Here is a 22,159-nt window from a genome sequence, read left to right as displayed (position 1 = left end):
TGGGGAATATTTGCCTGCCGCCAGCGGTTATGGATTGCGGGTCCGCTGAACACCGGACGAATTGACTCACCACGGATTGCCCGGCAGGTATTTGCCTGGAACACCATGGCCTGACACAGAGTGGAGTTGCCCTTGAGGTTACTGAAAGACGGGATTGAGCCCGCCGGACCCGTAGCACTGCAGACTCTGGAATCCGATCCTCCGGAGTACGGAACGCCGCGCGCCAAGGCCGTCACAGTAGACTTGAACGCAATGAGCACCCTGGATCCGGCCGTCGAGGCCATGTATGAGGCCTCCGAACACGAAGCCAAAACAAGCAGCAAAGCCAACGCCAGCAGCGACGCGCAGGCAGGCGGCGATACGCAGCCTGAAGCGGACGTCCCTGTGCCTGCTGAGTCTGTGCCTGCTGAGTCTGTGCCCGCTGAACAACCCGTGGACGTGGCCACCGAGTCCGCGGAAGAACGCCGGGTCCGTTTTGAGCGTGATGCCATGCAGTACGTGGACCAGCTCTACTCGGCCGCCATGCGGATGGCCAGGAACCCCGCGGATGCTGAAGACCTGGTCCAGGAGGCCTACACCAAGGCCTTCTCAGCGTTCCACCAGTACAAGCCCGGTACCAACCTCAAGGCCTGGCTGTACCGGATCCTGACCAACACGTACATCAACCTCTACCGCAAGCGGCAGCGTGAACCGCTGCAGTCGAACTCGGACACCATCGAGGACTGGCAGCTTGCGAGGGCGGAGTCGCACACGTCCCGCGGCCTGCGCTCGGCCGAGGCTGAGGCGCTGGACCACCTGCCGGACTCGGACGTCAAACGGGCGCTCCAGGCCATCCCCGAGGAGTTCCGGCTGGCGGTGTACTTCGCCGACGTCGAAGGCTTCGCGTACAAGGAAATCTCGGACATCATGAACACGCCCATCGGGACGGTGATGTCCCGGCTCCACCGCGGCCGGAAAATGTTGCGGGACATGCTGGCGGATTATGCCGCCGAACGAGGATTCAAAGGCGCCGTCGAATCACAGGACACGGCCGCGAGCACAAAACAGGAGAACAGGAAATGAGCGACTGCCAGGGATTGGGCGACTGCGATGACGCCCGGATGCAACGCATCTACGAATACCTCGACGGGGCGTTGACCCGCGAGGACATCACGGAAATCAAGACCCACCTTGATGAGTGCCCTGAGTGCACCGAGCAGTACGACCTCGAATGCGTGATCCGCACCATGGTGAAGCGCTCGTGCACGGAGGCCGCTCCGGAAAACCTGAAGAACGCCATCCTGGACCGGATCCACTCCATCCGCCCGGTGGACGCCTGACGCAAGGGACGCCTGGCACTGCAGGGACACGTGACCGCGTGGACGCTTGACTGGGGATTCCGTAAGAAGTACTGCAGGCGCCAAAGACCTGCGCAAAGACGAAGGACCCCGGAAGCCGTGTGGCTTCCGGGGTCCTTCGCTTAAACCGTTTTCCAAGCTTTAGCTTAGGTGTTGGGGCGCTTCCCGTGGTTCGCGCCGCCACGCTTACGGTCACGACGTTTACGTGCACGCTTGCTCATAGCTGGCCTCCTTAAATGTTGGTACTCAAAAGAGCTGCCCTCAAGTCTCGCACACCATGGGACACGCCGCGAAACCGAAACGGGCTGTGACCGGGGGCAATACCAACCGGCGGCCCAGTCTGCCGGCTGAGCCCGGCGGTTCAGCCGGGCAGTGAGTTGCGGATGGAGATGCGCGCCTGGTCCAGCACGGTCCTGACGGTTTCCAGGGTGACGGCGCTGAGCGGTTGCCGCGTGGCGTGCATCCGTAGTTCCACGCGCAGATCGTCCCGGAACGCCTGCAGCAGCATCTCCGCTTCCTTCAGCTCCCGGAACCCCTCCGAAGGCTGGCGGCCGGCTTTCCGGAAATCGGCGGCCCGCGCCGTGGAACGGGCCGCCTCCGCCGTGGCCGCCAGGTCTGCCCGCAACCCGCGCATGTTGGCGCGGATATCCGCCCGCAGGTTGTCCGCGAGGCGGCGGACGGAAGCGGAAATGTCGTTCTCGACGCCGGCGAGTTCCTCCCGGCGCTTGTTGAGTTCGGCAAGCCCTGCCGCGGTGATGCGGTAGTTGGTGCGGCGGCCAACAGATTCGGTGGCGACGAGCCCTTCTTCCTCCAGCTTCCCCAGCCGCGGATAGATGGTTCCCGCGCTGGGGGAGTACGTGCCGCCGAACCGTTCGCTGAGGGCTTTGATCAGTTCATAGCCGTGTTTGGGCCCTGATTCCAGCAGTGCGAGAAGGTACAGCCGGAGCGCACCGTGGGCGAACACCGGAGGCATCAGTGCCCTGCTTCCGGGCTTATAGCGTCGTCGTTGCGGGCCGGCTGGCTATGGAAGATGGACGTCTTGCCGGACACCGAGTTGGTCCGGACCAGCATCAGCTGGCCGTCCGGCCCGGCAATGGTTTCCACCTTGCCGCCGGGCTGGGAGTACTGCTGGTCATCAATCACCACAACGCCGCTGGCGGATTTCGCCACGATGTCCACGCCGACGTCGTGGGGCAGCCTGATGGTGAGGTCGCCGGAGACTGAATTGGCACCGAAGTCGTGGGTAAAGCCAAGCAGGTCAAAACTCATGTCGCCGCTGACCGTGTGAGCCCGGATGTTGCTGAACCGGCCGGATGCGGTGACTTCGCCGGAGACGCTCTTGGCGGTCAGGACGCCGTCGTGGTTGCGCGCGATGACCTCGCCGCTGACGGTGTTGACGTGAAGTTCGCCGGACGTTCCGTCTGCCATCACAGAACCCGAGACGGTGTTGAGCCGAGTGTGCCCGCTGATTCCCGAGACGAGGCCATCGCCGCTGACCGTGCCGGCCTCCACCTCGACGCCGGCCGGCAGGGCGATGCTGATCACCGCTGAGTTGTTGCTGTTGTGGTTGACCGTGCCCATCAGGTTCTTGAACCAGCCCTGGGGGCCGTGCAGCTGATGGCGGACCTCAAGCCTGCCGTCGGTCAGTGTCACCGACACGGGATCGCCCTGGACGTCGTTGATCTCCACGCGGGCAACGGCGTCGGCGTGGGTCACGACGTCGAACCTGCCGCGGACCATGCCCAGCTTCAGCGACCTGACGTGGTCAATATCGATGGTTTGCGGACCTGTGACGGTCCAGCTGTCCTCTGTCATGAATCCTCCAAAACCGCGATATATCGTGACTGATATCCCAAGATATAACGGACCGCTGGACCCGTCAAGATATATCGCGATTGGGCCGATCCCCGATGCGCCCCCACCGCACCGTCTCAAACGCTCTCTCACTTGATGTGCGTTTTCCGGCAACGCCCTCTCCGTCAAGCTGGTTGTGAGTCATTCATTAACCGTTGATTGAAGGAGCCGGCGATGGCCGTTGATAACAAGGGTTTTACGCGTGAAGAGATCCGTGAGTTCATGCATGAGTACTATTTGCAGCCGCACGGGACGAGGAAGCAGTGGCTTGCCTCGAAGTCCATTTCCGACTGGACGTTCCGCAGGTGGCGCACGATGATGGTCCAGGGCGATATCGACCGTGGCCTGATTCCGCGAGAGCATGGAGGCATGGTCCCTACAAATCGTGAGCTCTCCGCGTTTGAAAAGGCACGCGCGAAGGAAATGGCTGGCCACCGTGCCGAAGTCGAAAAACTCCGGAAGCGGGTCCAGGAGCTGGAGGATACGAATTCCGCGCTGGGAAAAGCTATAGGGCTCTTGCACGAGTTGAGCGCGCCAGAGCCCGATACAACCCCGACGAGCGCTCAGAACGATTCATAGCGGCCGAGAACAGTCTTGTCCTGGCGCTGCATGTGATCACCGGCTCCCAGCGGACAGCGCTCGAGCTGGCGGGCGTGTCGCGCGGGACCTGGCATTACCGGTTCAATCCCCGTCCTGCGGTGCAGGACCCGATCCACCAGGCCGACCGGGCCTACGAATGCCGGATCAGCACCGCGCATCACGACCGGATCCTGGGGCTCATCCTGGCCGGTTGGGAGAAGGGCAACTCCGTTGACCATGCCTTCGCCACAGCCTGGGACAACGGGGTGCTGCTCGCCTCCAACCGCACTTGGTGGCGGATCGCGGCAGGGTACGAGGATCAGCAGGCCCGCCCAACCTTCCCGCGCAAGCGTGGGGGCAAGCGTGGTTCGGTTGAGAAGCCGGTGGTCAAGGCCACCGGACCCTGCCAGGTCTGGTCTTGGGACATCACCGACGTCTATTCCAAGTGGCAGGGGAAGGTTTTCAAGGTGTACTCCATCATGGACATCTTCTCCCGGGAGATCGTCGGTTGGCGGGTGGAGGAACGCGAGTCCGACCACCTCGCCGCGGAGATGTTCGAGACAGCCATCGCCCGGCACGGTGCCCCGCGCATGGTGCATGCCGATTCAGGCCCGGCCATGAAATCAAACCTGCTCCGTGACACCCTCACCGCCCACAGCGTGGAACTCAGCCATAACCGCCCGTACGTCTCCAACGACAATCCCTTCTCGGAGTCAGGCTTTCGCACTATGAAATACCGGCCCGGCTACCCCCGGATCTTTGACGATCTCGAGGCCGCCAGGGAGTACCTCACCGGCTATGTGCACTGGTACAGCACCGATCACAAACACTCCGGTATCGCACTGTTTTCACCATCACAAGTCCACGACGGCTCTTGGAAAGAGCTCTGGGACAAGCGAGACAGAGTCCACCAGGACTACTACGAACGACACCCAGGAAGGTTCCGCCAACGACCCACCACACCGGCCCCCGCCAAATACGTCGGGATCAACCTGCCCGAGACCAAAAAACCCCAAAAACTAGCCCAGTGACTCCACACAGCTTGACAACTTTCGACGCTCTCTCATTTGATGTGGGTTTTCCCGGGACGCTCTCTCAGTCGGGCCTGCCCGGGGCGTTGCCACGCAGTTTCTTCGCCGCGCTCTGCGCTTGGTGAAAGTGAGAGAGCGTTGGCGGATTTATTGCATTAAGTGAGAGAGCGTTGGGTCTATTCGGGGGCGTCCATGCCCAGCCATTGGAACCAGCCGCGGTGGAGAACCAGCCAGGCCATCAGGCCATAGCCCGCCTGCCCGGGCGTGCCGGTGTTGGCCGCAAGGTCCTGGCGCCACTGTTCGTGGTTCAGCAGCGGGGAGAACGTGTCCACATAGAGGTGCTTGCGCCTGGTGGTGACGTCAGCGAAGGCCGTGTTCAGATCGGCGAGCCGGCGGTTCTGTACCGGGTCCAGCGTGGGCGGCGGGCCCACCACAAACACCTCGATCCGGTTCTGCGTGGCGGTATCCAGGATGTTGGCCAGGTTCAGGCGGCTCCGGGCGGTGGACAGGCCGAACTCGATGTCCCGGCCCGAGAGGCCGATCACCAGGCGGTTCTCGTGCTGGTCACCGAACCGCCGCCCGGCCTCCTCCTGCCAGCGGGCAGCCAGCCCTTCCGTTCCTTCCTGGGGACAGGGGAGGGCATACGCTTCCATGGCCATGCCGTCCTGCGGAGTGCGGGCCAACACGCGGCCCAGCCAGCCGAGGGCCCTGGGATCGCCCAGCCCGGCCAGCAGTTCATCTCCAACAGCTGCGATCCGCAGCTTCCTGTCTTCCACAAGTCCCTCTTTACGTCCGTGCCGATTCAGGCCAATCGGCGTGGCTATGATCCATCTTCATTAAACAGAACTGCCCGGCCGGAGTCTGGTATTTCGACGTCCGGCCGGGCAGCCACTGGGACTACTTCCGTGCAAATGCCTGCTTCAGCAATGAATCCTGCTCGGCTGCGTGTCGCTTCATGGAGCCGGCTGCCGTGGAGGCCGATGCAGGACGGGACACGAGGCGGACGCGCCGGTCCAGCGCCTCCGGCAGGTTCAGGCCCATAAACGGCCACGGTCCCTGGTTGGCGGGCTCGTCCTGTGCCCAGACAACCTCCGCGTTCGGGTACTTGGCCAGTTCCGCGGCGATTTCTTCGTGCGGCAGCGGGTAGAGCTGCTCCACGCGGACAATCGCGGTGGTCTTGTCATCGGTCTTCTGCCGGGTGGACAGGAGATCGTAGTACAGGCGGCCGGAGACCAGCAGTACGCGTTCGACGGCGTCTGCCGCCAGCTGCTGGTGGTCACCGATGACGGGGCGGAAGGCGCCGGTGGTGAAGTCCTCGACGGACGACGCGGCTGCCTTGAGGCGCAGCAGCTGCTTCGGCGTGAAGATGATCAGCGGCTTCCGAGGCCTGCTGTACGCCTGGCGGCGCAGCAGGTGGAAGTGCGATGCCGCCGTGGTGGGGTTGGCGACGATCATGTTCTCTTCGGCGCACATCTGCAGGAAGCGTTCGATGCGTGCCGACGAGTGGTCCGGGCCTTGGCCTTCGTAGCCGTGCGGCAGCATCAGGACCAGGGAGGAGCGCTGGCCCCACTTCTGCTCGGCCGAGGAGATGAACTCATCGATGATGGTCTGCGCGCCGTTGACGAAGTCACCGAACTGCGCTTCCCACAGCACCAGGGCATCCGGGCGTTCCACCGAGTAGCCGTATTCGAAGCCCATGGCCGCGTATTCGGACAGCAGGGAATCATAGATCCATAGCTTGGCCTGGTCATCCGAGAGGTGGCCCAGGGGCAGCCACTCGCTGCCGTTGGCGCGGTCGTGGAACACTGCGTGGCGCTGCACGAACGTGCCGCGGCGCGAATCCTGGCCGGCAAGCCGGACGGGTACGCCTTCCATGATCAGCGAACCGAAGGCCGCGATCTCGCCAAAGCCCCAGTCGATGCCGCCTTCGCGGGACATCTGCTCGCGCTTTTCGAGGAGCTGCTTGAGCTTGGCGTGGACGGTGAAGCCCTCGGGGATCTGGACGTGGGCCTTGCCGATGTGCGCCAGGGTCTCCGGCGAAATGGCAGTGGACGCCGGGGCGTTGGTGCCGGAGTCAGCCTGCTGGGCGATGGGACGCTCAATGTCGGAGACGGCGGCGGAGTCCGCGGTGATGATCGGGATGGGCGAGGTCTGGGCCGCGTGCGTTTCGGCGAAGACCCGTTCCAGCCGTTCCTGGTAGTCGCGGAGCAGCTGCTCGGCTTCTTCCTCGGTGATGTCGCCACGGCCGATCAGTGCCTCGGTGTACAGCTTGCGGACGGAGCGCTTGGCTTCGATCAGGTTGTACATCATGGGCTGGGTCATCGAGGGGTCGTCACCCTCGTTGTGGCCACGGCGGCGGTAGCACACCATGTCGATCACAACGTCCTTGTGGAACCGCTGGCGGAACTCGTAGGCGAGCTGGCCAATGCGCACCACTGCCTCGGGATCGTCGCCGTTCACGTGGAACACCGGCGCCTGGATCATCTTGGCGACGTCCGTGGAGTACGTGGACGAACGCGACGACGACGGAGCCGTGGTGAAGCCCACCTGGTTGTTGACCACCACGTGGATGGTGCCGCCGGTCCGGTAGCCGCGGAGCTGGGACAGGTTGAGCGTCTCGGCAACCACGCCCTGGCCTGCGAACGCAGCGTCGCCGTGGACCATCAGGGGCAGGACCGGGAAGGCCTCGCCCTGGTCCAGGCGGTCCTGCTTGGCGCGGACGATGCCTTCGAGCACCGAGTCGACGGCCTCAAGGTGGGACGGGTTGGCGGCGAGGTAAACCTTGGTCTCGTTGCCGTTTTCCGAGGTGAACGTGCCTTCGGTACCGAGGTGGTACTTTACGTCGCCGGAGCCCTGCACGGAGCGGGGATCCTGGGTGCCTTCGAATTCGCGGAACACCTGGGCGTAAGTCTTGCCGGCGATGTTGGTGAGGACGTTCAGGCGGCCGCGGTGGGCCATGCCGATCGCAACCTCGTCCAGTCCGTCGTCGGCGGCATCGGAAATGATGGCGTCCAGCAGCGGAATCAGGGATTCGCCGCCTTCCAGGGAGAAGCGCTTCTGGCCGACGAACTTGGTCTGCAGGAAGGTTTCAAACGCCTCGGCCGCGTTGAGCCGGGACACGATGCGCAGCTGCTCTTCGCGGCTGGGCTTCGAGTACGCGTGCTCCAGCTGGTCCTGGAACCACTTGCGTTCCTCCGGCTCCTGGATGTGCATGTACTCGATGCCCGTGGTGCGGCAGTAGGCGTCACGGAGGACGCCGAGGATGTCGCGGAACTTGAGCATGGGTGCGCCGCCGAAACCGCCGGTGGGCCACTCGCGGTCCAGGTCCCACAGGGTCAGCCCGTAGGTGAGGACGTCGAGGTCCGGGTGCTTGCGCTGGACATACTCCAGGGGATCGGTGTCCGCCATCAGGTGGCCGCGCACACGGTAGGAGTGGATCAGCTGCTGGATCCGGGCAACCTTGTTGATTTGGTCGGAAGGGTCCACCTGCAGGTCCGGGCTCCAGCGCACGGGCTCGTACGGGATGCGCAGGGACTCGAAGATTTCGTCGTAGAAGTCCTGGGCGCCCAGCAGCAGCTGGTGGACCAGCTTGAGGAACTCGCCGCTGCCTGCACCCTGGATGACGCGGTGGTCATACGTGGACGTCAGCGTAAGCACCTTGCTGATGGCGTTGTGCGCGATGATCTTCTCGCTGGCGCCCTGGAATTCCGCGGGGTAGTCCAGTGCGCCGACGCCGATGATGGCAGCCTGGCCCTTGGACAGGCGCGGCACGGAGTGAACGGTGCCGATGCCGCCGGGGTTGGTCAGGGAGACCGTGGTGCCGGAGTGGTCGTCAGCGGTCAGCTTGCCGGCGCGGGCACGCTTGATCAGGTCTTCATAGGTGTGCCAGAACTCGGAGAAGTTGAGGGTCTCCGCCTTCTTGATGTTGGGCACCATGAGCAGGCGGGTGCCGTCCGGCTTGGGCATGTCAATGGCGATGCCGAAGTTGACGTGGGCCGGCTGGACAGCACTGGGCTTGCCGTCGATTTCGTCGTAGTAGACGTTCATCGAGGGGAACTGGGCGAGTGCCCGGATCACGGCGTAGCCGATGAGGTGCGTGAAGGAAACCTTGCCGCCGCGTGCACGGGCCAGGTTGGAGTTGATGACCACGCGGTTATCGATGAGCAGCTTGGCCGGAATGGCCCGGACGCTGGTGGCCGTGGGGACCTCAAGGCTGGTGACCATGTTCGTGGCGATGGCCTTGGCCGGGCCGCGAAGAACGGAGACCACGTCCTCTTCCGGAGCCGTGGGTGCCTTGACGTTCTTGGGAAGCTGGGCGGGAATCGGCTGGGCGCCGGTTCCGGGCTCGGTCTTCTTCGCGCCATCGCGGGCGACCGTAGCGGGAGCTTTCTTTGCCGGCGCTGGGGCGGCGGTCGGTGCTGCGGGCTGTGCGGCCGGCGACGTTGCCGGTGCAGCAGTTGCAGAAGCCGGAGGTGCCGGCGGTACAGCCGGCATTTCGCGGGTTGCTGGGTGGGCCACGGCTACCGCCGTGCTTCCGTTGGAAGAAGAACCGCTGCCTGAATCGAAGGACTCGAACAGGGGCCACCATTTGGTATCCACCGTGTTCTTGTCTTTCTGATACTGCTCGTACAGTTCGTCAACGAGCCACTCGTTTCCGCCAAATTCCTCTGGTAGACGGTGGCTTGGCTGCTCTGGCACTTGAAATACGCCTCTTCCATGAGTTTGATTTCTCTCTGGCCGCCACGGTGCCGCAGCACAACATTCGAACCAGTCTCTGCGTCCTGAACCCGGACCTTTGCCAGTCTAATGAGCATTCTGTGTTAACTGCCAATAACGGTGACCCAAATCATGGCGATGACGTGGAGATCACCGATTGTGGCGTCCGGAAGCCGTCCCGGCGCGGGTGTGCCGGGACCTCCGGGCGGCCATCCGAAAGGCGCAATCTGCTCCTGTAGACTGAAATTCTTATGGACAGTAAATCTAGGTGCCGGCCTGGGGGGTGTCAGCGGAGCATGAAGTACAGCACCGCGCAGTCCACCCGCAGAGCCGGCAAACCCCGAACACGCGCCCATCACTCTCCGTCAGGCCGCCCCGCCGGAGCCCCTATGGAAACAGCATCGGCTTCGGCCGATCATCCTCCGCCGGTCAGTTTCCCCCGGCATCACCGCGCTTCTCCCGATTCTCGGGCGGGATGCTGAATGGAGTGGTTGCTCCTCGCGGCAGGCCTCCTGCTGATCGCCGGCACCGGCTTCTTCGTCGCCGTCGAATTTTCCCTGATTGCCCTTGACCAGCCCACGGTCCAACGTGCCGTCGACAACGGTGACACCGGTGCCGTCCCGCTGCTCAAGTGCCTGAAATCCCTTTCAACCCAGCTCTCCAGCTGCCAGCTCGGCATCACCCTCACCACCCTTTTGACCGGTTACGTGATGGAGCCGTCGGTAGGACGCCTCCTCGAGGGCCCGCTGGCCGCCGTCGGAATTCCGGAAGCGGCTGCCGCGTCCGTTTCCCTGGTCATAGCCATGTCGCTGGCAACGCTGTTGTCCATGCTGCTTGGCGAACTGGTGCCCAAGAACATGGCCATTGCGCTCTCGTTCCAAGTGGGCAAGGCGCTGGCGCGGCCGCAGCTGGTCTTTACCGCCATCTTCAAACCCGCCATCGTGGTGCTCAACGGCTTCTCCAACAAGGTACTGAACGTCTTTGGCCTGGAGGCCAAGGAAGAGATTTCCGGTGCCCGGACACCGGCCGAGCTTGCCTCCCTGGTGCGGCGCTCCGCCGCCATGGGAACGCTCGACGCCGGGACCGCCAACTTTGTGGCGCGGACCCTGAACTTCTCGGCCCGGACGGCCGCCGATGTCATGACGCCCCGGATCCGGGTGGAAACCATCGACGCCGACCAGCCTGTCTCTGACATCCTGGACGCCGCCCGGCGCACCGGGTACTCCCGCTTCCCCGTCATCGGGGATTCCTCTGACGACATCAAGGGCCTGGTCCACGTCAAGAAGGCCGTTGCCGTCCCATGGGACCGGCGGGCCAACCTGGAAGCCGGCGCCATCATGACCGATGTGCTCCGCGTGCCGGAGACCATCCACCTCGATGCCCTCCTGGCCGAGCTTCGCGAGGGTAACCTCCAACTCGCGATTGTCCTGGACGAATACGGCGGAACCGCCGGCATCGCCACCCTTGAGGACCTGGTGGAGGAAATCGTCGGTGAAGTGTCCGACGAGCACGACAAGGTACGCCCGGGACTGCTCCAGAGCGCCTCCGGGGACTGGTACTTCCCCGGGCTGCTGCGCCCCGACGAGCTCTCCGAACAGATCCCGGGGCTTACTGTTCCGGACGAAGCCGCCTACGAAACCGTGGGCGGGTACGTCATGAGCGAACTGGGCCGGATCGCCGCAGTGGGGGACACCGTCGAGGTAGGCGGCGGCACCCTGAGCGTGACCAGGATGGACGGCCGAAGGATCGAACGGATCTGCTTCCATCCGGCGGCGCCTGAGGCGGAGCCCGCTCCGGATGACAGGAACGGACGATGAGCGACTGGGCGGGAATTGCCTGGCTGGTTGTGCTCCTGCTGGGCAACGCGTTTTTTGTCGGCGCCGAGTTTGCGGTGATGTCAGCCCGCCGCAGCCAGATCGAACCGCTCGCCGAGGCAGGTTCCAAGCGGGCGCAGACCACGTTGCGCGCCATGGAGAACGTCTCGCTGATGCTGGCCTGCGCACAGTTGGGCATCACCGTGTGCTCGCTGCTGATCCTGGAGGTGGCCGAACCGGCCATCCACCACCTGATGGCGGCCCCCTTGGAAGCCGTGGGGCTGCCGACGGCGGCTGCCGATGTTGCAGCCTTCGCAATTGCCCTGATGGTGGTGACCTTCCTCCATGTGACGTTCGGCGAGATGGTGCCGAAGAACATCTCGGTATCGGTGGCGGACAAGGCTGCCTTGCTGCTGGCGCCGCCTTTGATGTTCGTTGCCAAACTGGTCAATCCGGTGATCGTCGCGTTGAACTGGTCCGCCAACCACATCCTCAAGCTCCTGCGGATTGAACCCAAGGATGAGGTGAACTCGTCCTTCACGCTCGAAGAAGTCCAGTCGATCGTGCAGGAATCCACCCGCCACGGGCTGGTGGATGATGATGCGGGCCTGATCACCGGCGCCCTGGAGTTCTCCGAGTACACGGCTTCGAACATCATGGTTCCGCTGGACGATCTGGTCATGCTGAAGGCGGCCACCACACCGGTGGAGTTTGAAAAAGCCGTCAGCCGGACAGGGTTCTCACGGTTCCCCATGCTGGACGATGACGGCATGCTGTCCGGCTACCTCCACGTGAAGGATGTGCTGTCCATTCCCGAGTCGGACTATCAGCACCCCATCGCCGAGAGCAGGATCCGCTCGCTCGCCAACCTCGCGCTGGACGACGAAGTTGAAACGGCAATGTCCGTCATGCAGCGCACGGGCTCACACCTCGCCCGCGTGATCGGCGCGGACGGGCAGACCCAGGGCGTCCTCTTCCTGGAAGACGTGATCGAGCAGCTCGTGGGAGAGATCCGCGACGCCACCCAGGCCACCGGCATCAGGAGGCTGGGCGAGCCGAACGGCGACCAGGCAGGGCTATCCTAAATAGGAATCATTCACATTTAGGGGTAAGCTTTTTGGAGACGCAAAAGTCCATCCCTGTACTGAACTGAGGTTCCCGTGCGCCACCCCGCCGCCATCCGAACGTCCCTCGCAGCCCTCGCCGGCGTGAGCCTGCTGCTCACCGCCTGCGGCTCCGGAGGCGGTGCGCCGTCGGCGACGTCCGGCACGGAGTCATCCGCCGGCGTCGTCGACGTGGTGGCGTCCACCAGCGTGTACGGGGACATCGCCACGATCATCGGCGGGGACAAAGTCAACGTCACCTCCATCATCACCAAGACCAGCCAGGACCCGCATTCATACGAAGCCACCGCGCAGGACCGGCTGCTGGTCTCCAAAGCGGAACTGGTGATCGAGAACGGCGGCGGCTACGACGCCTTCCTCCACAAGATGGCCGATGACAGCAACATTGCGCACGGCAATATCCTCACTGCCATGGAGGTAGGCGGCCTGGCGCCGGAGGAAGCCCACGCCGAATCGTCCCCGGCGGCGGCGAGCGAGTCAGCCGACGCGCACGCGCACAAGCACGGTGAGTTCAACGAACACGCCTGGTACAGCCTGGAGGCCATGGGCAAGCTCGCTGATTCACTGGCGGCCAAGCTGGGTGAACTCGAACCGGGCTCAGCCGCCCTGTTCACTTCCAACGCGGCAACCTTCAAAGCCGGGGTGGACGGCCTGGCCGGCAAGCTCGCCGCGTTGAAGGCCAACGGAACAGGCGCATCCGTTGCGGTGACCGAACCGGTGCCGCTGTACCTGCTCGAGGCGGCAGGGATGGAGAACCGGACTCCGGCGGACTACACCGCCGCGATCGAGGAAGGCTCGGACGTGCCGCCAGCCGTTCTGAAGGCAGCCACTGAACTGGCGGGATCCAAGGACATCAGGTTCCTGGCCTACAACGCGCAGACAGAGGGACCGCAGACGCAGGCGCTGAAAGAGGCAGCCGAGGCTGCCGGCGTTCCCGTCATTGATTTCAGCGAAACCCTGCCCGAAGGCAAGACGTACCTGCAGTGGATGACGGACAATGTTGACAACGTCAGCAAAGTTTTGGAGAAAAATAGTTGAAACCGGTGGTCAGCCTCCGTGGGGCGTCCCTGCAGTTCGGCAAACGCTTGCTCTGGGAGGATCTCGACCTGGACATCAGGCCCGGTGAGTTCTTCGCCGTCCTGGGACCCAACGGCAGCGGTAAGACCAGTTTCCTCAAGGTTCTCCTGGGCCTGCAGGAACTGCAGTCCGGCCGGGCCACACTGGGCGACCGTCCGGTGGAGCGGGGCAGCAATCTGATCGGCTACATTCCGCAGCAGAAATCCTTTGCCCCGGACACCCCCATGCGTGCGAGGGACCTGGTGGGGCTCGGCGTGGACGGCCACCGCTGGGGCCTGCGGCTGGGCATGTCCCGGGCAAACCGCAGGATCGATGAACTCCTGGAACTCGTGGGCGCCAGTGACTACGCCAAAGTCCCTGTTGGCCAGCTCTCCGGCGGCGAGCAGCAGCGCCTCCGGGTGGCCCAGGCGCTGGCCACGGACCCCCAGGTCCTCCTCTGCGACGAACCGCTGCTGTCCCTGGACCTGCACCACCAGCAGGCCGTCAGCGCGCTGATTAACAAGCAGTGCCACGCCCAGAACAGCGCGGTGGTTTTTGTCACCCACGAAATCAACCCCATCATCGATTACGTTGACCGGGTGCTGTATCTGGCCGGCGGGCGGTTCCGGGTGGGGACCCCGGAAGAGGTCATGACCACCGAGGTCCTGTCTGAGCTCTATGGCAGCCACGTGGAGGTCATCCACGCGAACGGGCGCATCGTCGTCGTCGGCCTGCCCGACGCAACCACGCACCACCATGCCGATGTCCACGTAACGGTGGGGGAGGTGGCCTGATGGATGCGGACAGCATCATCGGAGCGATCTTCAGCTTCGAGAACTACGGCGAGCTGCTGGTGCTGGTCCAGAACTCCATCTGGGCGGGGGCCGTGTTGGGCCTGCTCGGCGGGCTGGTGGGCACTTTCGTGATGAAACGGGACCTGGCCTTCGCCGTCCACGGAATCTCCGAGCTTTCCTTCGCCGGTGCGGCCTTTGCGCTCCTGATCGGCGCGGACATCGTGTTTGGCTCGCTGATCGGCTCGGTGGCGGCGGCGCTGCTCCTGGGCCTGATGGGCGTCCGGGCCCGGGACAAGAACTCCATCATTGGGGTGATCATGCCGTTCGGGCTGGGGCTCGGCATCCTGTTCCTGTCGCTGTACGAAGGCCGTGCCGCCAACAAATTCGGCCTGCTCACGGGGCAGATCGTCTCCGTGGACACGGTCCAGCTCCAGGTCCTCGCCGGCGCCGCCGTGCTGGTCATCGCAGCCCTGGCAGCCATCTGGCGCCCGCTGAACTTTGCCAGCGTTGATCCCGAACTGGCAGAAGCCCGCGGCGTGCCTGTCCGGACGCTCGCGCTGATCTTTATGGTGCTGCTGGGAGTCAGCGTAGCGCTGTCCATCCAGGTGGTGGGGGCGCTCCTGGTGCTCGCCTTGCTGATCACGCCGGCAGCGGCTGCGCTCCGGGTGACGTCCGCTCCGGTGGCGGTGGTGGCGCTCAGCGTTGTTTTCGCCGTCACTGCCACGGTGGGCGGAATCCTGCTGGCCCTGGGCGGGCGGATCCCCATCAGCCCCTACGTCACCACGCTGTCATTCCTGATCTACGTGGTGTGCCGCATCGTGGGCAGTGTCCGGGCCAAGAAGGGCATCAACGGCCGGCTGGTGCACGCCCGCTGACACTGTCAAGCGGGATGCGTTAGGCCGAAGTTACGTGGGTCTCTCGTCCGGACTCGTTGAGTTTCCGGGCGAGAGGCCCGTTTTGTGCCGTTTCGTGTAGTCAGAATAATTGTCGTGTCGTTTCAGGCTGGCAGTACAAATCGCTCTAAAATGTTGTCATGGCGAAGCGAGGCGGAGCGGTTCATGTAGTCAGAGTGACGAAGTCCCATACGGACAAGCATGGCCAGGAGCGCGCCTACCGGTCGGCGTACCTGCGCCGGACCTACCGCGAGGATGGGAAAGTCCGCAACGAAACCGTCGCGAACCTTTCGGCCCTGCCCGAGCATGTGGTCGACTTCATCGACGCCGGACTCAAGGGCCGGCAGCTGGTGCCCGCGGACGCCGTGGCCACCATCACCCGGTCCCTGCCGCACGGCCACGTCGCCGCGGTGTACGCCCAGGCCAAAGCCCTCGGCCTGCCTGCTCTGCTCGGGCCGGCGTCCGGGCAGCGGGATCTTGCCCTGGCATTGGTGATTGCCCGGGTCTGCCGGCCGGGCTCGAAGCTGGCGACCACCCGCTGGTGGGCCGACACGACCCTCGCCGAAGACCTCGGCGTCGCCGGCGCCACGACGGACGAGGTATACGCCGCTATGGACTGGCTCTCCGGCCGGCAGGAACGAATCGAGAAGGCCCTGGCCCAAAAACACCTCTCCCCGGAGGCCAACCCGGAGAAGCTCGCGCTGTTCGACCTGTCCTCGTCCTGGGTCACCGGGCACCACTGCCCGCTCGCGGCCCGCGGCTACTCACGGGACGGGAAGAAAGGCCTCGAACAGATCGAGTACGGGCTGCTCACCGACCCGGACGGCCGGCCCGTGTCCGTGCGCGTCGTGCCCGGGAACACCGCGGACCCGGCCGCGTTCGAGGCCCTCGCCACGGACTTCAAAACCCGGTACGGACTGGCGGACATGGTGATGGTCGGAGACCGCGGCATGATCACCTCCGCCCGGATCGAACAGCTCAAGGAACTCGGCGGCCTCGGCTGGGTCACCGCGCTGCGCGCCCCGGCGATCCAGGCCCTCGCCGCCGACGACGGGCCCCTGCAGATGAGCTTGTTCGACGAGCAGAACCTGGCCGAGATCACCCACCCGGACTATCCGGGCGAACGCCTCATCGCCTGCCGCAACCCGCTCCTGGCCGCCGAACGGGCCCGCAAACGCACCGCACTGCTCGCAGCCACCGATGCGGAGCTGGCCAAGATCACCGCCGCCGCCGAAGCCGGGCGCATCAAGGACGCCGGGAAGATCGGCGTGCGCGCCGGCAAGGTCATCGGTAGATACAAGATGGAAAAGCACTACACCCTGACCATCGGCGACACCTCGTTCGCCTACGCCCGCAACGAGAAACAAATCACCGCCGAAGCAGCCCTGGACGGGATCTACATCATCCGCACCACCATCCCGGACACCCGGATGGACGCGGCCAGGGTCGTGGCGACCTACAAGTCCTTGGCGAACGTCGAACGCGACTTCCGCTCGATCAAGTCCATCGACCTGGATCTGCGCCCGATCCACCATTACACCGAAACCCGGGTACGGGCGCACGTGTTCATCTGCATGCTGGCCGCCTACCTGACCTGGCACCTGCGGAAAGCCTGGGCACCGTTGACGTTCACCGACGAGAACAGACCGGAGCCGGCCGATCCCGTCGCCCCCGCCCGACGCTCCGAGGCCGCCGCGCTCAAAGCCTCCAGGCGCACCACCGGCACAGGGGAACCCGCCTACAGCTTCCGCTCCCTGCTGGACCATCTGGGAACCCTGACCCGCAACGACATCCGCTACGGTGCCGAGGAGACCGCGCCCCTGATCCCCACCCTGGCCGTGCCCACCCCCACCCAGCACAAGGCCTTCGACCTGATCGGCCAGAACGTCCCGCTGACACTGAAGTAGACAGAAGGAGGAACCCCGGAAACAGCGAAATCCCCGCCAACGCGGGGATTTCGCACGTCACGACAGACGTAACTTCGGGTTAGGCCGCGGCGGCGCAGGCCGTCAGAGCTTGCCGGCGGCCCTGAGGGCTGTGCAGTCCGGGCACAGGCCGAAGATCTCCACGGTGTGCGCCACCTCCGTGTAGCCGTGTTCGGTGGCGATCCGGGCGGCCCAGGTTTCCACCGCCGGAGCTTCGACCTCCACGGCCTTCCCGCAGTTGCGGCACAGCAGGTGGTGGTGGTGCCCAGTCACGGCGCAGCGCCGGTAAACGGCTTCGCCTTCGCCGATGCGCAGAACGTCCACGAGGCCGTCGTCGGCGAGGGATTGCAGGATCCGGTACGCCGTTGCCAGGGAAACTGAGACGCCCTTGTTCTGCAGGATGCGGTAGAGCTCCTGCGTGCTGACGAAGTCATCCAGTTCGTCCAGGGCAGCGCTGACGGCCACCCGCTGCTTGGTGACGCGCTGCTCCTTGCCGGGCACACTGGCGGTGCCGGTGCCGGTTGCGGCCCCGGATGCAGCGTTCGACGGCGTCGCGTCAGCTTTGGTGCCGAACGGCATGAAGGTACTCGCTTCCCTGAGGGACGGTGGCAATCATCAAGATTACCAGCCGGGAGCGCCCCGACGGGCGAGCCTTGGACAGGCCTGGGGCCGGACCCTAGGCTGGCGCTATGAAGCTGACAAAATACACCCACTCGTGCGTCCGGCTTGAGAAGGACGGCCGGGTGCTGGTGCTGGATCCGGGTACATTCTCCGAGACGGCCGAAGCGCTGGCGGGGGCGCAGGCCGTGCTGATCACGCACGAGCACGGCGACCATGTGGATGTGCCGGCCATGGTCAACGCACTGCGCGGCTCGGACGTCCTGGCGGTCTTCGCGCCGGCCGGCGTGGCCGCCCACCTGCGGGAGGAGGCGCCGCAGGCTGCGGCCCAGATCCATACGGTTGAACCCGGTTCCAGTTTTGACGCGGCCGGCTTCAGCGTCCGCAGCTTCGGTGGACAGCATGCGCTGATCCACCCGCAGGTTCCCGTCGTCGCCAACATCGGCTACTTGGTGGACGGCAACGTGTACCACCCGGGGGACTCCTTCATCGTCCCGGACGGTCTCAGTGTGCAGACGCTGCTGGTTCCGCTCCACGCGCCGTGGAGCAAGGTCAGCGAGGTGGTGGATTTTGTCATCGCCGTCCGGGCCCCGCGTGCGTTCCAGATCCACGATGGGCTGCTCAACGAAACAGGCTTGAAGGTCGCGGAATCCCATGTTGCCCGGCTGGGCCGGAAATACGGCACCGAGTACACCCGCCTTGCCCCGCGGGAATCGGTGGAGGTCTGAGCCGCTACGCGTTCCAGCTGGCGGTCTCGAAAAACCGGCGGATGACTTCCTCGTGCGGCTCGGGGTCCAGGCCCTGGGCTGAGAGCCACGCCGGATTGTAGTAGTTGCCCGCATAGCGGTCGCCGCCGTCGCACATCAGCGACACAATGCTGCCGCGCTGTCCCGCGGCCACCATTTCCGCCACGAGTTGCCAGACGCCCCACAGGTTGGTGCCGGTGGACGGTCCGGCGTGCAGGTCCGCGAGGGTGTGCAGGTGCCGCATGGCCGCGATGGAGGCAGCGTCGGGAACCTGGATCATGTGGTCGATGACGGCGGGCACAAAGCTCGGTTCCATCCGCGGGCGGCCGATGCCTTCGATCCGTGAGGGCAGGCCCGTGCTGGCTCCACCCGAACCGTTCAGCCAGCCGGGGTAGAACGCGGAATTCTCCGGGTCGACTACCGCAAGGCGGGTGTCGTGGCCGCGGTAGCGCAGGTAGCGGCCGATGGTCGCGCTGGTGCCGCCGGTGCCCGCACCCACCACGATCCAGCGGGGGACGGGGTGTTCCTCCAGCGCCAGCTGCCCAAAAATGGACTCCGCGATGTTGTTGTTGCCGCGCCAGTCCGTTGCCCGCTCCGCGTACGTGAACTGGTCCATGTAGTGGCCGTTGGACGTGGCCGCGACTTCCGCCGCCGCGGCATAAACCTCTGAGGCATGGTCCACCAACAGGCACGAGCCGCCGAACCGTTCGATCAGCGCGATCTTCTCCGGGCTCGTTGTGCGGGTCATGACCGCGACGAACGGCAGCCCCAGGAGCTGCGCGAAATATGCCTCCGAGACCGCGGTGCTGCCGCTGGACGCCTCCACGATGGTGGTACCTTCGCGGATCCAGCCGTTGACCAGGCCGAAGAGGAACAGCGAACGGGCCAGCCGGTGCTTGAGGCTCCCCGAACGGTGCGTGGATTCGTCCTTGAGGTAAAGCTGGACGCCCCAGTGCTGCGGGAGCGGTACCGAGTAGAGATGGGTATCGGCGGACCGGTTGTTTTCTGCGTTGACTTTTCTGATGGCCTCGTCAGCCCAGGCCCGGTCCGCGCTCGCGTTCTTCACCGGACCAGCCTACCGGCGGCCCTCCGTCTCAGGCGCCCTGCCGCAGCTAGAGTTGGATCAGGCACTGCACACCCCACAATTGCCAAGGAGAACGATGGGTCCACTGATGGCTGTCCCTGCTTTGGCGGCGCGCTTCGACGCCGGCCAGCACACCGTGGTGCTGGACGTCCGTTGGGCGTTGGGGGATCCGCACGGCCGCGAACACTACCTTGGGGGCCACCTCCCGGGGGCAGTTTTTGTGGACCTTGCCACCGAACTTGCGACGCCGGCCACCCCCTCCCGCGGCAGGCACCCGCTGCCCACCGACGCGGAATTCCAGGAAACTGCCAGGCGCTGGGGAATCAACAACGGCGACGTTGTGGTGGCCTATGACAACAGCGGCAACATGGCCGCCGCCCGCCTCTGGTGGATGCTCCGCAACGCCGGGTTCCAGGACGTGTACCTGCTCGACGGCGGCCTGGCTGCCTGGCGGGACGCCGGACTGCCGCTGGACAGCGGACCCGTGGATGCCGCCGTCGGGCATGTTTCCTTTGACGTTTCCCCTGCCGGAGGAAGGATGCCCAGCATCAACGCGGCCGGAGCGGCGGCCTGGCCCGCTACGGGCGTCCTGCTGGATGCCCGGGCCGGCGAACGGTACCGGGGCGAATTTGAACCCGTTGATCCCCGCGCCGGCCACATTCCGGGCGCCCGGAGCGCACCCACAACCCAGAACGTGGACGGGGCCGGGCATTTCCGGCCGGCGGACGAGCTGCGGCGCCGGTTCGAGGACCTCGGTGTCCGCGACGACGTCCCGGTGGCCGTGTACTGCGGCTCGGGGGTGACCGCCGCCCATGAGGTGGCCGCCCTCGAAATCGCCGGATTCCGTGCCGCCCTGTATCCGGGATCCTTCTCGGAATGGTCGAACAATCCCGCGCTGCCGGTGGCGACGGGCAGCGGGCCGAGTGGCGATGCGGCGGCCCGCGGGGGTAGCGTCGAAGGATGACCCCAGGACGCCCCGTACCGCCGCCCCTTGCCCGCCCCGTATTGCCGAACGATGCTGTTTCCGCACCTGCTGCAGATCTGGACGCACGCCCGGACACCGATCCCGGCACCGGCCTCCTGGCAGCCGCCTATGGGGCGTTTTCCCCTGCTAGCGGCCTGGCACCCCTGACTATTGCGCGGCGTGCCCCGAAAGCGGACGACGTCGAGATCGCCATCGAATTCTGCGGCCTGTGCCACTCGGACGTGCACGCGACGCGCGGCGAATGGGGCAGCCAGAAATTTCCGCTTGTCCCCGGCCATGAAATCGTCGGAATTGTCAGCCGCGTCGGCTCGGCCGTGACTGATTTCACCCCGGGGGACCGCGTGGGCGTCGGGTGCATGGTTGATTCCTGCCGTGAATGCGAGAGCTGCCTGGACGGCTTGGAACAGTACTGCGAAAACGGGCTGACCGGGACCTACGGCGCCAAGGATCCGCGCAACGGCGATGCCGTCACACAGGGCGGCTACTCGTCCGCCGTGGTGGTGGACAAGCGATACGTGGTGCGTGTGCCCGGCAACCTGGACCCGGCCGCCGTCGCCCCCTTGCTTTGCGCGGGTGTCACCACGTTCTCCCCCCTGCGGCACTTCGACGTGGAGGAAGGCGACGTGGTGGGCGTCGTGGGGCTCGGCGGCCTCGGACACATGGCCGTGAAGCTCGCCAAGGCCATGGGGGCGAGGGTGGTGGTCTTCACCACCTCCGAAGGCAAGGTGCCGGCCGCGCTGGAACTCGGAGCCGACGAAGTGATCCTGTCCCGGGACAAGGACGCCATGGCCGCCGCGGACCGCACTATCGACCTCATCATCGACACGGTGGCCGCTCCGCACGACCTGAATCCGTTCTTCCGCACGCTGCGCGTTGACGGTGCGCTGTTCCAGCTGGGCCTGCCTTCCGACGCCATGCCGCCGGTGAATCCGGGGGCCCTGATCCGGCGACGGATCGCGTATGCGGGCTCACTGATCGGCGGCATCGCCGAAACGCAGGAGATGCTCGACTTCTGCGCCGAGCATGGCGTGGTGGCGGACATCGAACTGGTGCGCGCAGACCAGCTGAATGAGGCCTACGACCGCATGGTGGCAGGCGACGTCAAATACCGGTTTGTGCTGGACACCAGCACCCTGCAGACCCCGGCCAAGAAGGCAGACGCATGAGCACCCTGTTTACCAAAATCATCAACGGCGAGATCCCCGGACGATTTGTCTGGCGGGAGGCTGACGTTGCAGCCTTCCTGACCACGGGTCCCCTGGCGGACGGGCACACCCTGGTGGTCCCCACCGAGGAGGTGGACCGCTGGACCGATGCGTCCCCGGAAACCCTCGCGAAGGTGATGGAAGTGGCCAGGCGCATCGGTGCCGTGCAGCTGGACGTCTTCCCCGCCGAGCGGGCGGGGCTGATTGTGGCCGGATACGAGATCAACCACCTGCACGTCCACGTGTGGCCGTCCAGGACCATGGCGGACTTCGATTTCGCCTCGGCGGACCAGCACCCGGACCCCGCAGTGCTGGACGCGAACGCCGAAATGCTGCGCGCCGGGCTTCGTGCCGCGGGCTACGCGGAGTTCGTTCCCGCAAGCTGAACGCGATGCTCG

21 protein-coding genes are annotated in these 22,159 nt (G+C 65.2%); 14 read left to right on the top strand and 7 right to left on the bottom strand.

The features are described from left to right. Window positions 1–252 precede the first annotated feature (252 nt). Both AC3IT0_RS14210 and rsrA read left to right on the top strand, forming a co-directional pair. Entirely contained in the window at window positions 253–1,062 is an 810-nt protein-coding gene (locus AC3IT0_RS14210; RefSeq protein WP_489320397.1) for a sigma-70 family RNA polymerase sigma factor, read from the top strand. Next, window positions 1,059–1,319: a mycothiol system anti-sigma-R factor gene (gene rsrA, locus AC3IT0_RS14205; RefSeq protein WP_185260958.1), complete on the top strand. Its 261-nt coding sequence runs from the start codon at window positions 1,059–1,061 to the stop codon at window positions 1,317–1,319. The genes AC3IT0_RS14210 and rsrA overlap by 4 nt, the downstream gene beginning before the upstream one ends. Window positions 1,320–1,483: 164 nt before the next feature. On the opposite strand, the gene AC3IT0_RS14200 is transcribed toward rsrA, so the two are convergent. The 3 genes from AC3IT0_RS14200 to AC3IT0_RS14190 all read right to left on the bottom strand — a co-directional run bounded on the left by AC3IT0_RS14200 (window position 1,484) and on the right by AC3IT0_RS14190 (window position 3,152). After that, the gene (locus AC3IT0_RS14200; RefSeq protein ID WP_369299106.1) at window positions 1,484–1,558 is read right to left on the bottom strand and encodes a 50S ribosomal protein bL37; all 75 of its coding nucleotides are present in this window, start codon (window positions 1,556–1,558) and stop codon (window positions 1,484–1,486) included. A 140-nt stretch (window positions 1,559–1,698) separates the two neighbouring features. Beyond that, entirely contained in the window at window positions 1,699–2,310 is a 612-nt protein-coding gene (locus tag AC3IT0_RS14195; protein ID WP_489320396.1) for a PadR family transcriptional regulator, read from the bottom strand. Continuing rightward, window positions 2,310–3,152: a DUF4097 family beta strand repeat-containing protein gene (locus AC3IT0_RS14190; RefSeq protein WP_489320395.1), complete on the bottom strand. Its 843-nt coding sequence runs from the start codon at window positions 3,150–3,152 to the stop codon at window positions 2,310–2,312. The genes AC3IT0_RS14195 and AC3IT0_RS14190 overlap by 1 nt, the downstream gene beginning before the upstream one ends. A 213-nt stretch (window positions 3,153–3,365) precedes the next feature. Between AC3IT0_RS14190 and AC3IT0_RS14185 the strand changes: the two genes are divergently transcribed. Both AC3IT0_RS14185 and AC3IT0_RS14180 read left to right on the top strand, forming a co-directional pair. Then, the gene (locus AC3IT0_RS14185) at window positions 3,366–3,770 is read left to right on the top strand and encodes a hypothetical protein (RefSeq protein WP_489320394.1); all 405 of its coding nucleotides are present in this window, start codon (window positions 3,366–3,368) and stop codon (window positions 3,768–3,770) included. A 32-nt stretch (window positions 3,771–3,802) separates the two neighbouring features. Then, on the top strand, window positions 3,803–4,801 hold the full coding sequence (locus AC3IT0_RS14180; RefSeq protein WP_489320393.1) for a transposase: 999 nt from the start codon (window positions 3,803–3,805) through the stop codon (window positions 4,799–4,801). A 176-nt stretch (window positions 4,802–4,977) separates the two neighbouring features. Here AC3IT0_RS14180 and AC3IT0_RS14175 read toward each other — a convergent pair whose 3' ends face one another. Further along, a complete protein-coding gene (locus tag AC3IT0_RS14175) occupies window positions 4,978–5,577 on the bottom strand; it encodes a GDSL-type esterase/lipase family protein (protein ID WP_489320392.1) in 600 nt (199 codons plus the stop codon). A gap of 121 nt (window positions 5,578–5,698) precedes the next feature. Next, window positions 5,699–9,499, bottom strand: a complete 3,801-nt coding sequence (locus AC3IT0_RS14170) for a multifunctional oxoglutarate decarboxylase/oxoglutarate dehydrogenase thiamine pyrophosphate-binding subunit/dihydrolipoyllysine-residue succinyltransferase subunit (protein ID WP_489320391.1) — start codon at window positions 9,497–9,499, stop codon at window positions 5,699–5,701. Between the two features lie 500 nt (window positions 9,500–9,999). Here AC3IT0_RS14170 and AC3IT0_RS14165 point away from each other — a divergent pair, with 500 nt between their 5' ends. The 6 genes from AC3IT0_RS14165 to AC3IT0_RS14140 all read left to right on the top strand — a co-directional run bounded on the left by AC3IT0_RS14165 (window position 10,000) and on the right by AC3IT0_RS14140 (window position 17,105). Next, a complete protein-coding gene (locus AC3IT0_RS14165) occupies window positions 10,000–11,334 on the top strand; it encodes a hemolysin family protein (RefSeq protein WP_489320390.1) in 1,335 nt (444 codons plus the stop codon). After that, window positions 11,331–12,416 (top strand): hemolysin family protein, encoded by a 1,086-nt coding sequence (locus AC3IT0_RS14160; protein ID WP_489320389.1) that lies wholly within the window; start codon window positions 11,331–11,333, stop codon window positions 12,414–12,416. Before AC3IT0_RS14165 ends, AC3IT0_RS14160 begins: the two co-directional genes overlap by 4 nt. Before the next feature lie 75 nt (window positions 12,417–12,491). Beyond that, window positions 12,492–13,493: a metal ABC transporter solute-binding protein, Zn/Mn family gene (locus AC3IT0_RS14155; RefSeq protein ID WP_489320388.1), complete on the top strand. Its 1,002-nt coding sequence runs from the start codon at window positions 12,492–12,494 to the stop codon at window positions 13,491–13,493. Next, complete coding sequence (locus tag AC3IT0_RS14150) at window positions 13,490–14,305, top strand: metal ABC transporter ATP-binding protein (RefSeq protein WP_489320387.1); 816 nt, start codon at window positions 13,490–13,492, stop codon at window positions 14,303–14,305. The genes AC3IT0_RS14155 and AC3IT0_RS14150 overlap by 4 nt, the downstream gene beginning before the upstream one ends. Then, window positions 14,305–15,180, top strand: coding sequence for a metal ABC transporter permease (locus tag AC3IT0_RS14145; protein ID WP_489320386.1), 876 nt, complete (start codon window positions 14,305–14,307; stop codon window positions 15,178–15,180). Before AC3IT0_RS14150 ends, AC3IT0_RS14145 begins: the two co-directional genes overlap by 1 nt. Window positions 15,181–15,338: 158 nt before the next feature. After that, window positions 15,339–17,105 (top strand): IS1634 family transposase, encoded by a 1,767-nt coding sequence (locus AC3IT0_RS14140; protein WP_489320385.1) that lies wholly within the window; start codon window positions 15,339–15,341, stop codon window positions 17,103–17,105. A 102-nt stretch (window positions 17,106–17,207) separates the two neighbouring features. On the opposite strand, the gene AC3IT0_RS14135 is transcribed toward AC3IT0_RS14140, so the two are convergent. Further along, entirely contained in the window at window positions 17,208–17,702 is a 495-nt protein-coding gene (locus AC3IT0_RS14135; protein ID WP_489320384.1) for a Fur family transcriptional regulator, read from the bottom strand. 110 nt (window positions 17,703–17,812) lie between these two features. On the opposite strand from AC3IT0_RS14135, the gene AC3IT0_RS14130 reads away from it, so the two are divergent. Then, window positions 17,813–18,469 carry an MBL fold metallo-hydrolase gene (locus AC3IT0_RS14130; protein WP_489320383.1) on the top strand — a complete coding sequence of 219 codons (657 nt, stop codon included), beginning with the start codon at window positions 17,813–17,815 and terminating at the stop codon, window positions 18,467–18,469. A 4-nt stretch (window positions 18,470–18,473) separates the two neighbouring features. Here AC3IT0_RS14130 and AC3IT0_RS14125 read toward each other — a convergent pair whose 3' ends face one another. Beyond that, on the bottom strand, window positions 18,474–19,553 hold the full coding sequence (locus tag AC3IT0_RS14125; RefSeq protein ID WP_489320382.1) for a PLP-dependent cysteine synthase family protein: 1,080 nt from the start codon (window positions 19,551–19,553) through the stop codon (window positions 18,474–18,476). Between the two features lie 94 nt (window positions 19,554–19,647). Between AC3IT0_RS14125 and AC3IT0_RS14120 the strand changes: the two genes are divergently transcribed. Genes AC3IT0_RS14120 through AC3IT0_RS14110 form a run of 3 tightly spaced genes read left to right on the top strand, consistent with a single transcriptional unit; the run spans window position 19,648 to window position 22,147 of the window. Next, window positions 19,648–20,535 carry a sulfurtransferase gene (locus AC3IT0_RS14120; protein WP_489320381.1) on the top strand — a complete coding sequence of 296 codons (888 nt, stop codon included), beginning with the start codon at window positions 19,648–19,650 and terminating at the stop codon, window positions 20,533–20,535. Continuing rightward, complete coding sequence (locus tag AC3IT0_RS14115) at window positions 20,532–21,722, top strand: NAD(P)-dependent alcohol dehydrogenase (protein ID WP_489320380.1); 1,191 nt, start codon at window positions 20,532–20,534, stop codon at window positions 21,720–21,722. Before AC3IT0_RS14120 ends, AC3IT0_RS14115 begins: the two co-directional genes overlap by 4 nt. Next, on the top strand, window positions 21,719–22,147 hold the full coding sequence (locus AC3IT0_RS14110; protein ID WP_489320379.1) for an HIT family protein: 429 nt from the start codon (window positions 21,719–21,721) through the stop codon (window positions 22,145–22,147). The genes AC3IT0_RS14115 and AC3IT0_RS14110 overlap by 4 nt, the downstream gene beginning before the upstream one ends. Window positions 22,148–22,159 lie beyond the last annotated feature (12 nt).

This window comes from Pseudarthrobacter sp. KH_020_B (assembly GCF_057840185.1).
The sequence above is the reverse complement of the archived record's forward strand: the minus strand, read 5'-3'. Positions and strand labels throughout refer to the sequence as shown.

What these genes read in the sequence shown, in the direction of transcription:
- AC3IT0_RS14210 (WP_489320397.1), top strand. Translation starts at nt 253, where the DNA reads ATGAGCACCCTGGATCCGGCCGTCGAGGCCATGTATGAGGCCTCCGAA.
- rsrA (WP_185260958.1), top strand. Translation starts at nt 1,059, where the DNA reads ATGAGCGACTGCCAGGGATTGGGCGACTGCGATGACGCCCGGATGCAA.
- AC3IT0_RS14195 (WP_489320396.1), bottom strand. Translation starts at nt 2,310, where the DNA reads ATGCCTCCGGTGTTCGCCCACGGTGCGCTCCGGCTGTACCTTCTCGCA.
- AC3IT0_RS14190 (WP_489320395.1), bottom strand. Translation starts at nt 3,152, where the DNA reads ATGACAGAGGACAGCTGGACCGTCACAGGTCCGCAAACCATCGATATT.
- AC3IT0_RS14185 (WP_489320394.1), top strand. Translation starts at nt 3,366, where the DNA reads ATGGCCGTTGATAACAAGGGTTTTACGCGTGAAGAGATCCGTGAGTTC.
- AC3IT0_RS14165 (WP_489320390.1), top strand. Translation starts at nt 10,000, where the DNA reads ATGGAGTGGTTGCTCCTCGCGGCAGGCCTCCTGCTGATCGCCGGCACC.
- AC3IT0_RS14160 (WP_489320389.1), top strand. Translation starts at nt 11,331, where the DNA reads ATGAGCGACTGGGCGGGAATTGCCTGGCTGGTTGTGCTCCTGCTGGGC.
- AC3IT0_RS14145 (WP_489320386.1), top strand. Translation starts at nt 14,305, where the DNA reads ATGGATGCGGACAGCATCATCGGAGCGATCTTCAGCTTCGAGAACTAC.
- AC3IT0_RS14140 (WP_489320385.1), top strand. Translation starts at nt 15,339, where the DNA reads ATGGCGAAGCGAGGCGGAGCGGTTCATGTAGTCAGAGTGACGAAGTCC.
- AC3IT0_RS14135 (WP_489320384.1), bottom strand. Translation starts at nt 17,702, where the DNA reads ATGCCGTTCGGCACCAAAGCTGACGCGACGCCGTCGAACGCTGCATCC.
- AC3IT0_RS14130 (WP_489320383.1), top strand. Translation starts at nt 17,813, where the DNA reads ATGAAGCTGACAAAATACACCCACTCGTGCGTCCGGCTTGAGAAGGAC.
- AC3IT0_RS14120 (WP_489320381.1), top strand. Translation starts at nt 19,648, where the DNA reads ATGGGTCCACTGATGGCTGTCCCTGCTTTGGCGGCGCGCTTCGACGCC.
- AC3IT0_RS14115 (WP_489320380.1), top strand. Translation starts at nt 20,532, where the DNA reads ATGACCCCAGGACGCCCCGTACCGCCGCCCCTTGCCCGCCCCGTATTG.
- AC3IT0_RS14110 (WP_489320379.1), top strand. Translation starts at nt 21,719, where the DNA reads ATGAGCACCCTGTTTACCAAAATCATCAACGGCGAGATCCCCGGACGA.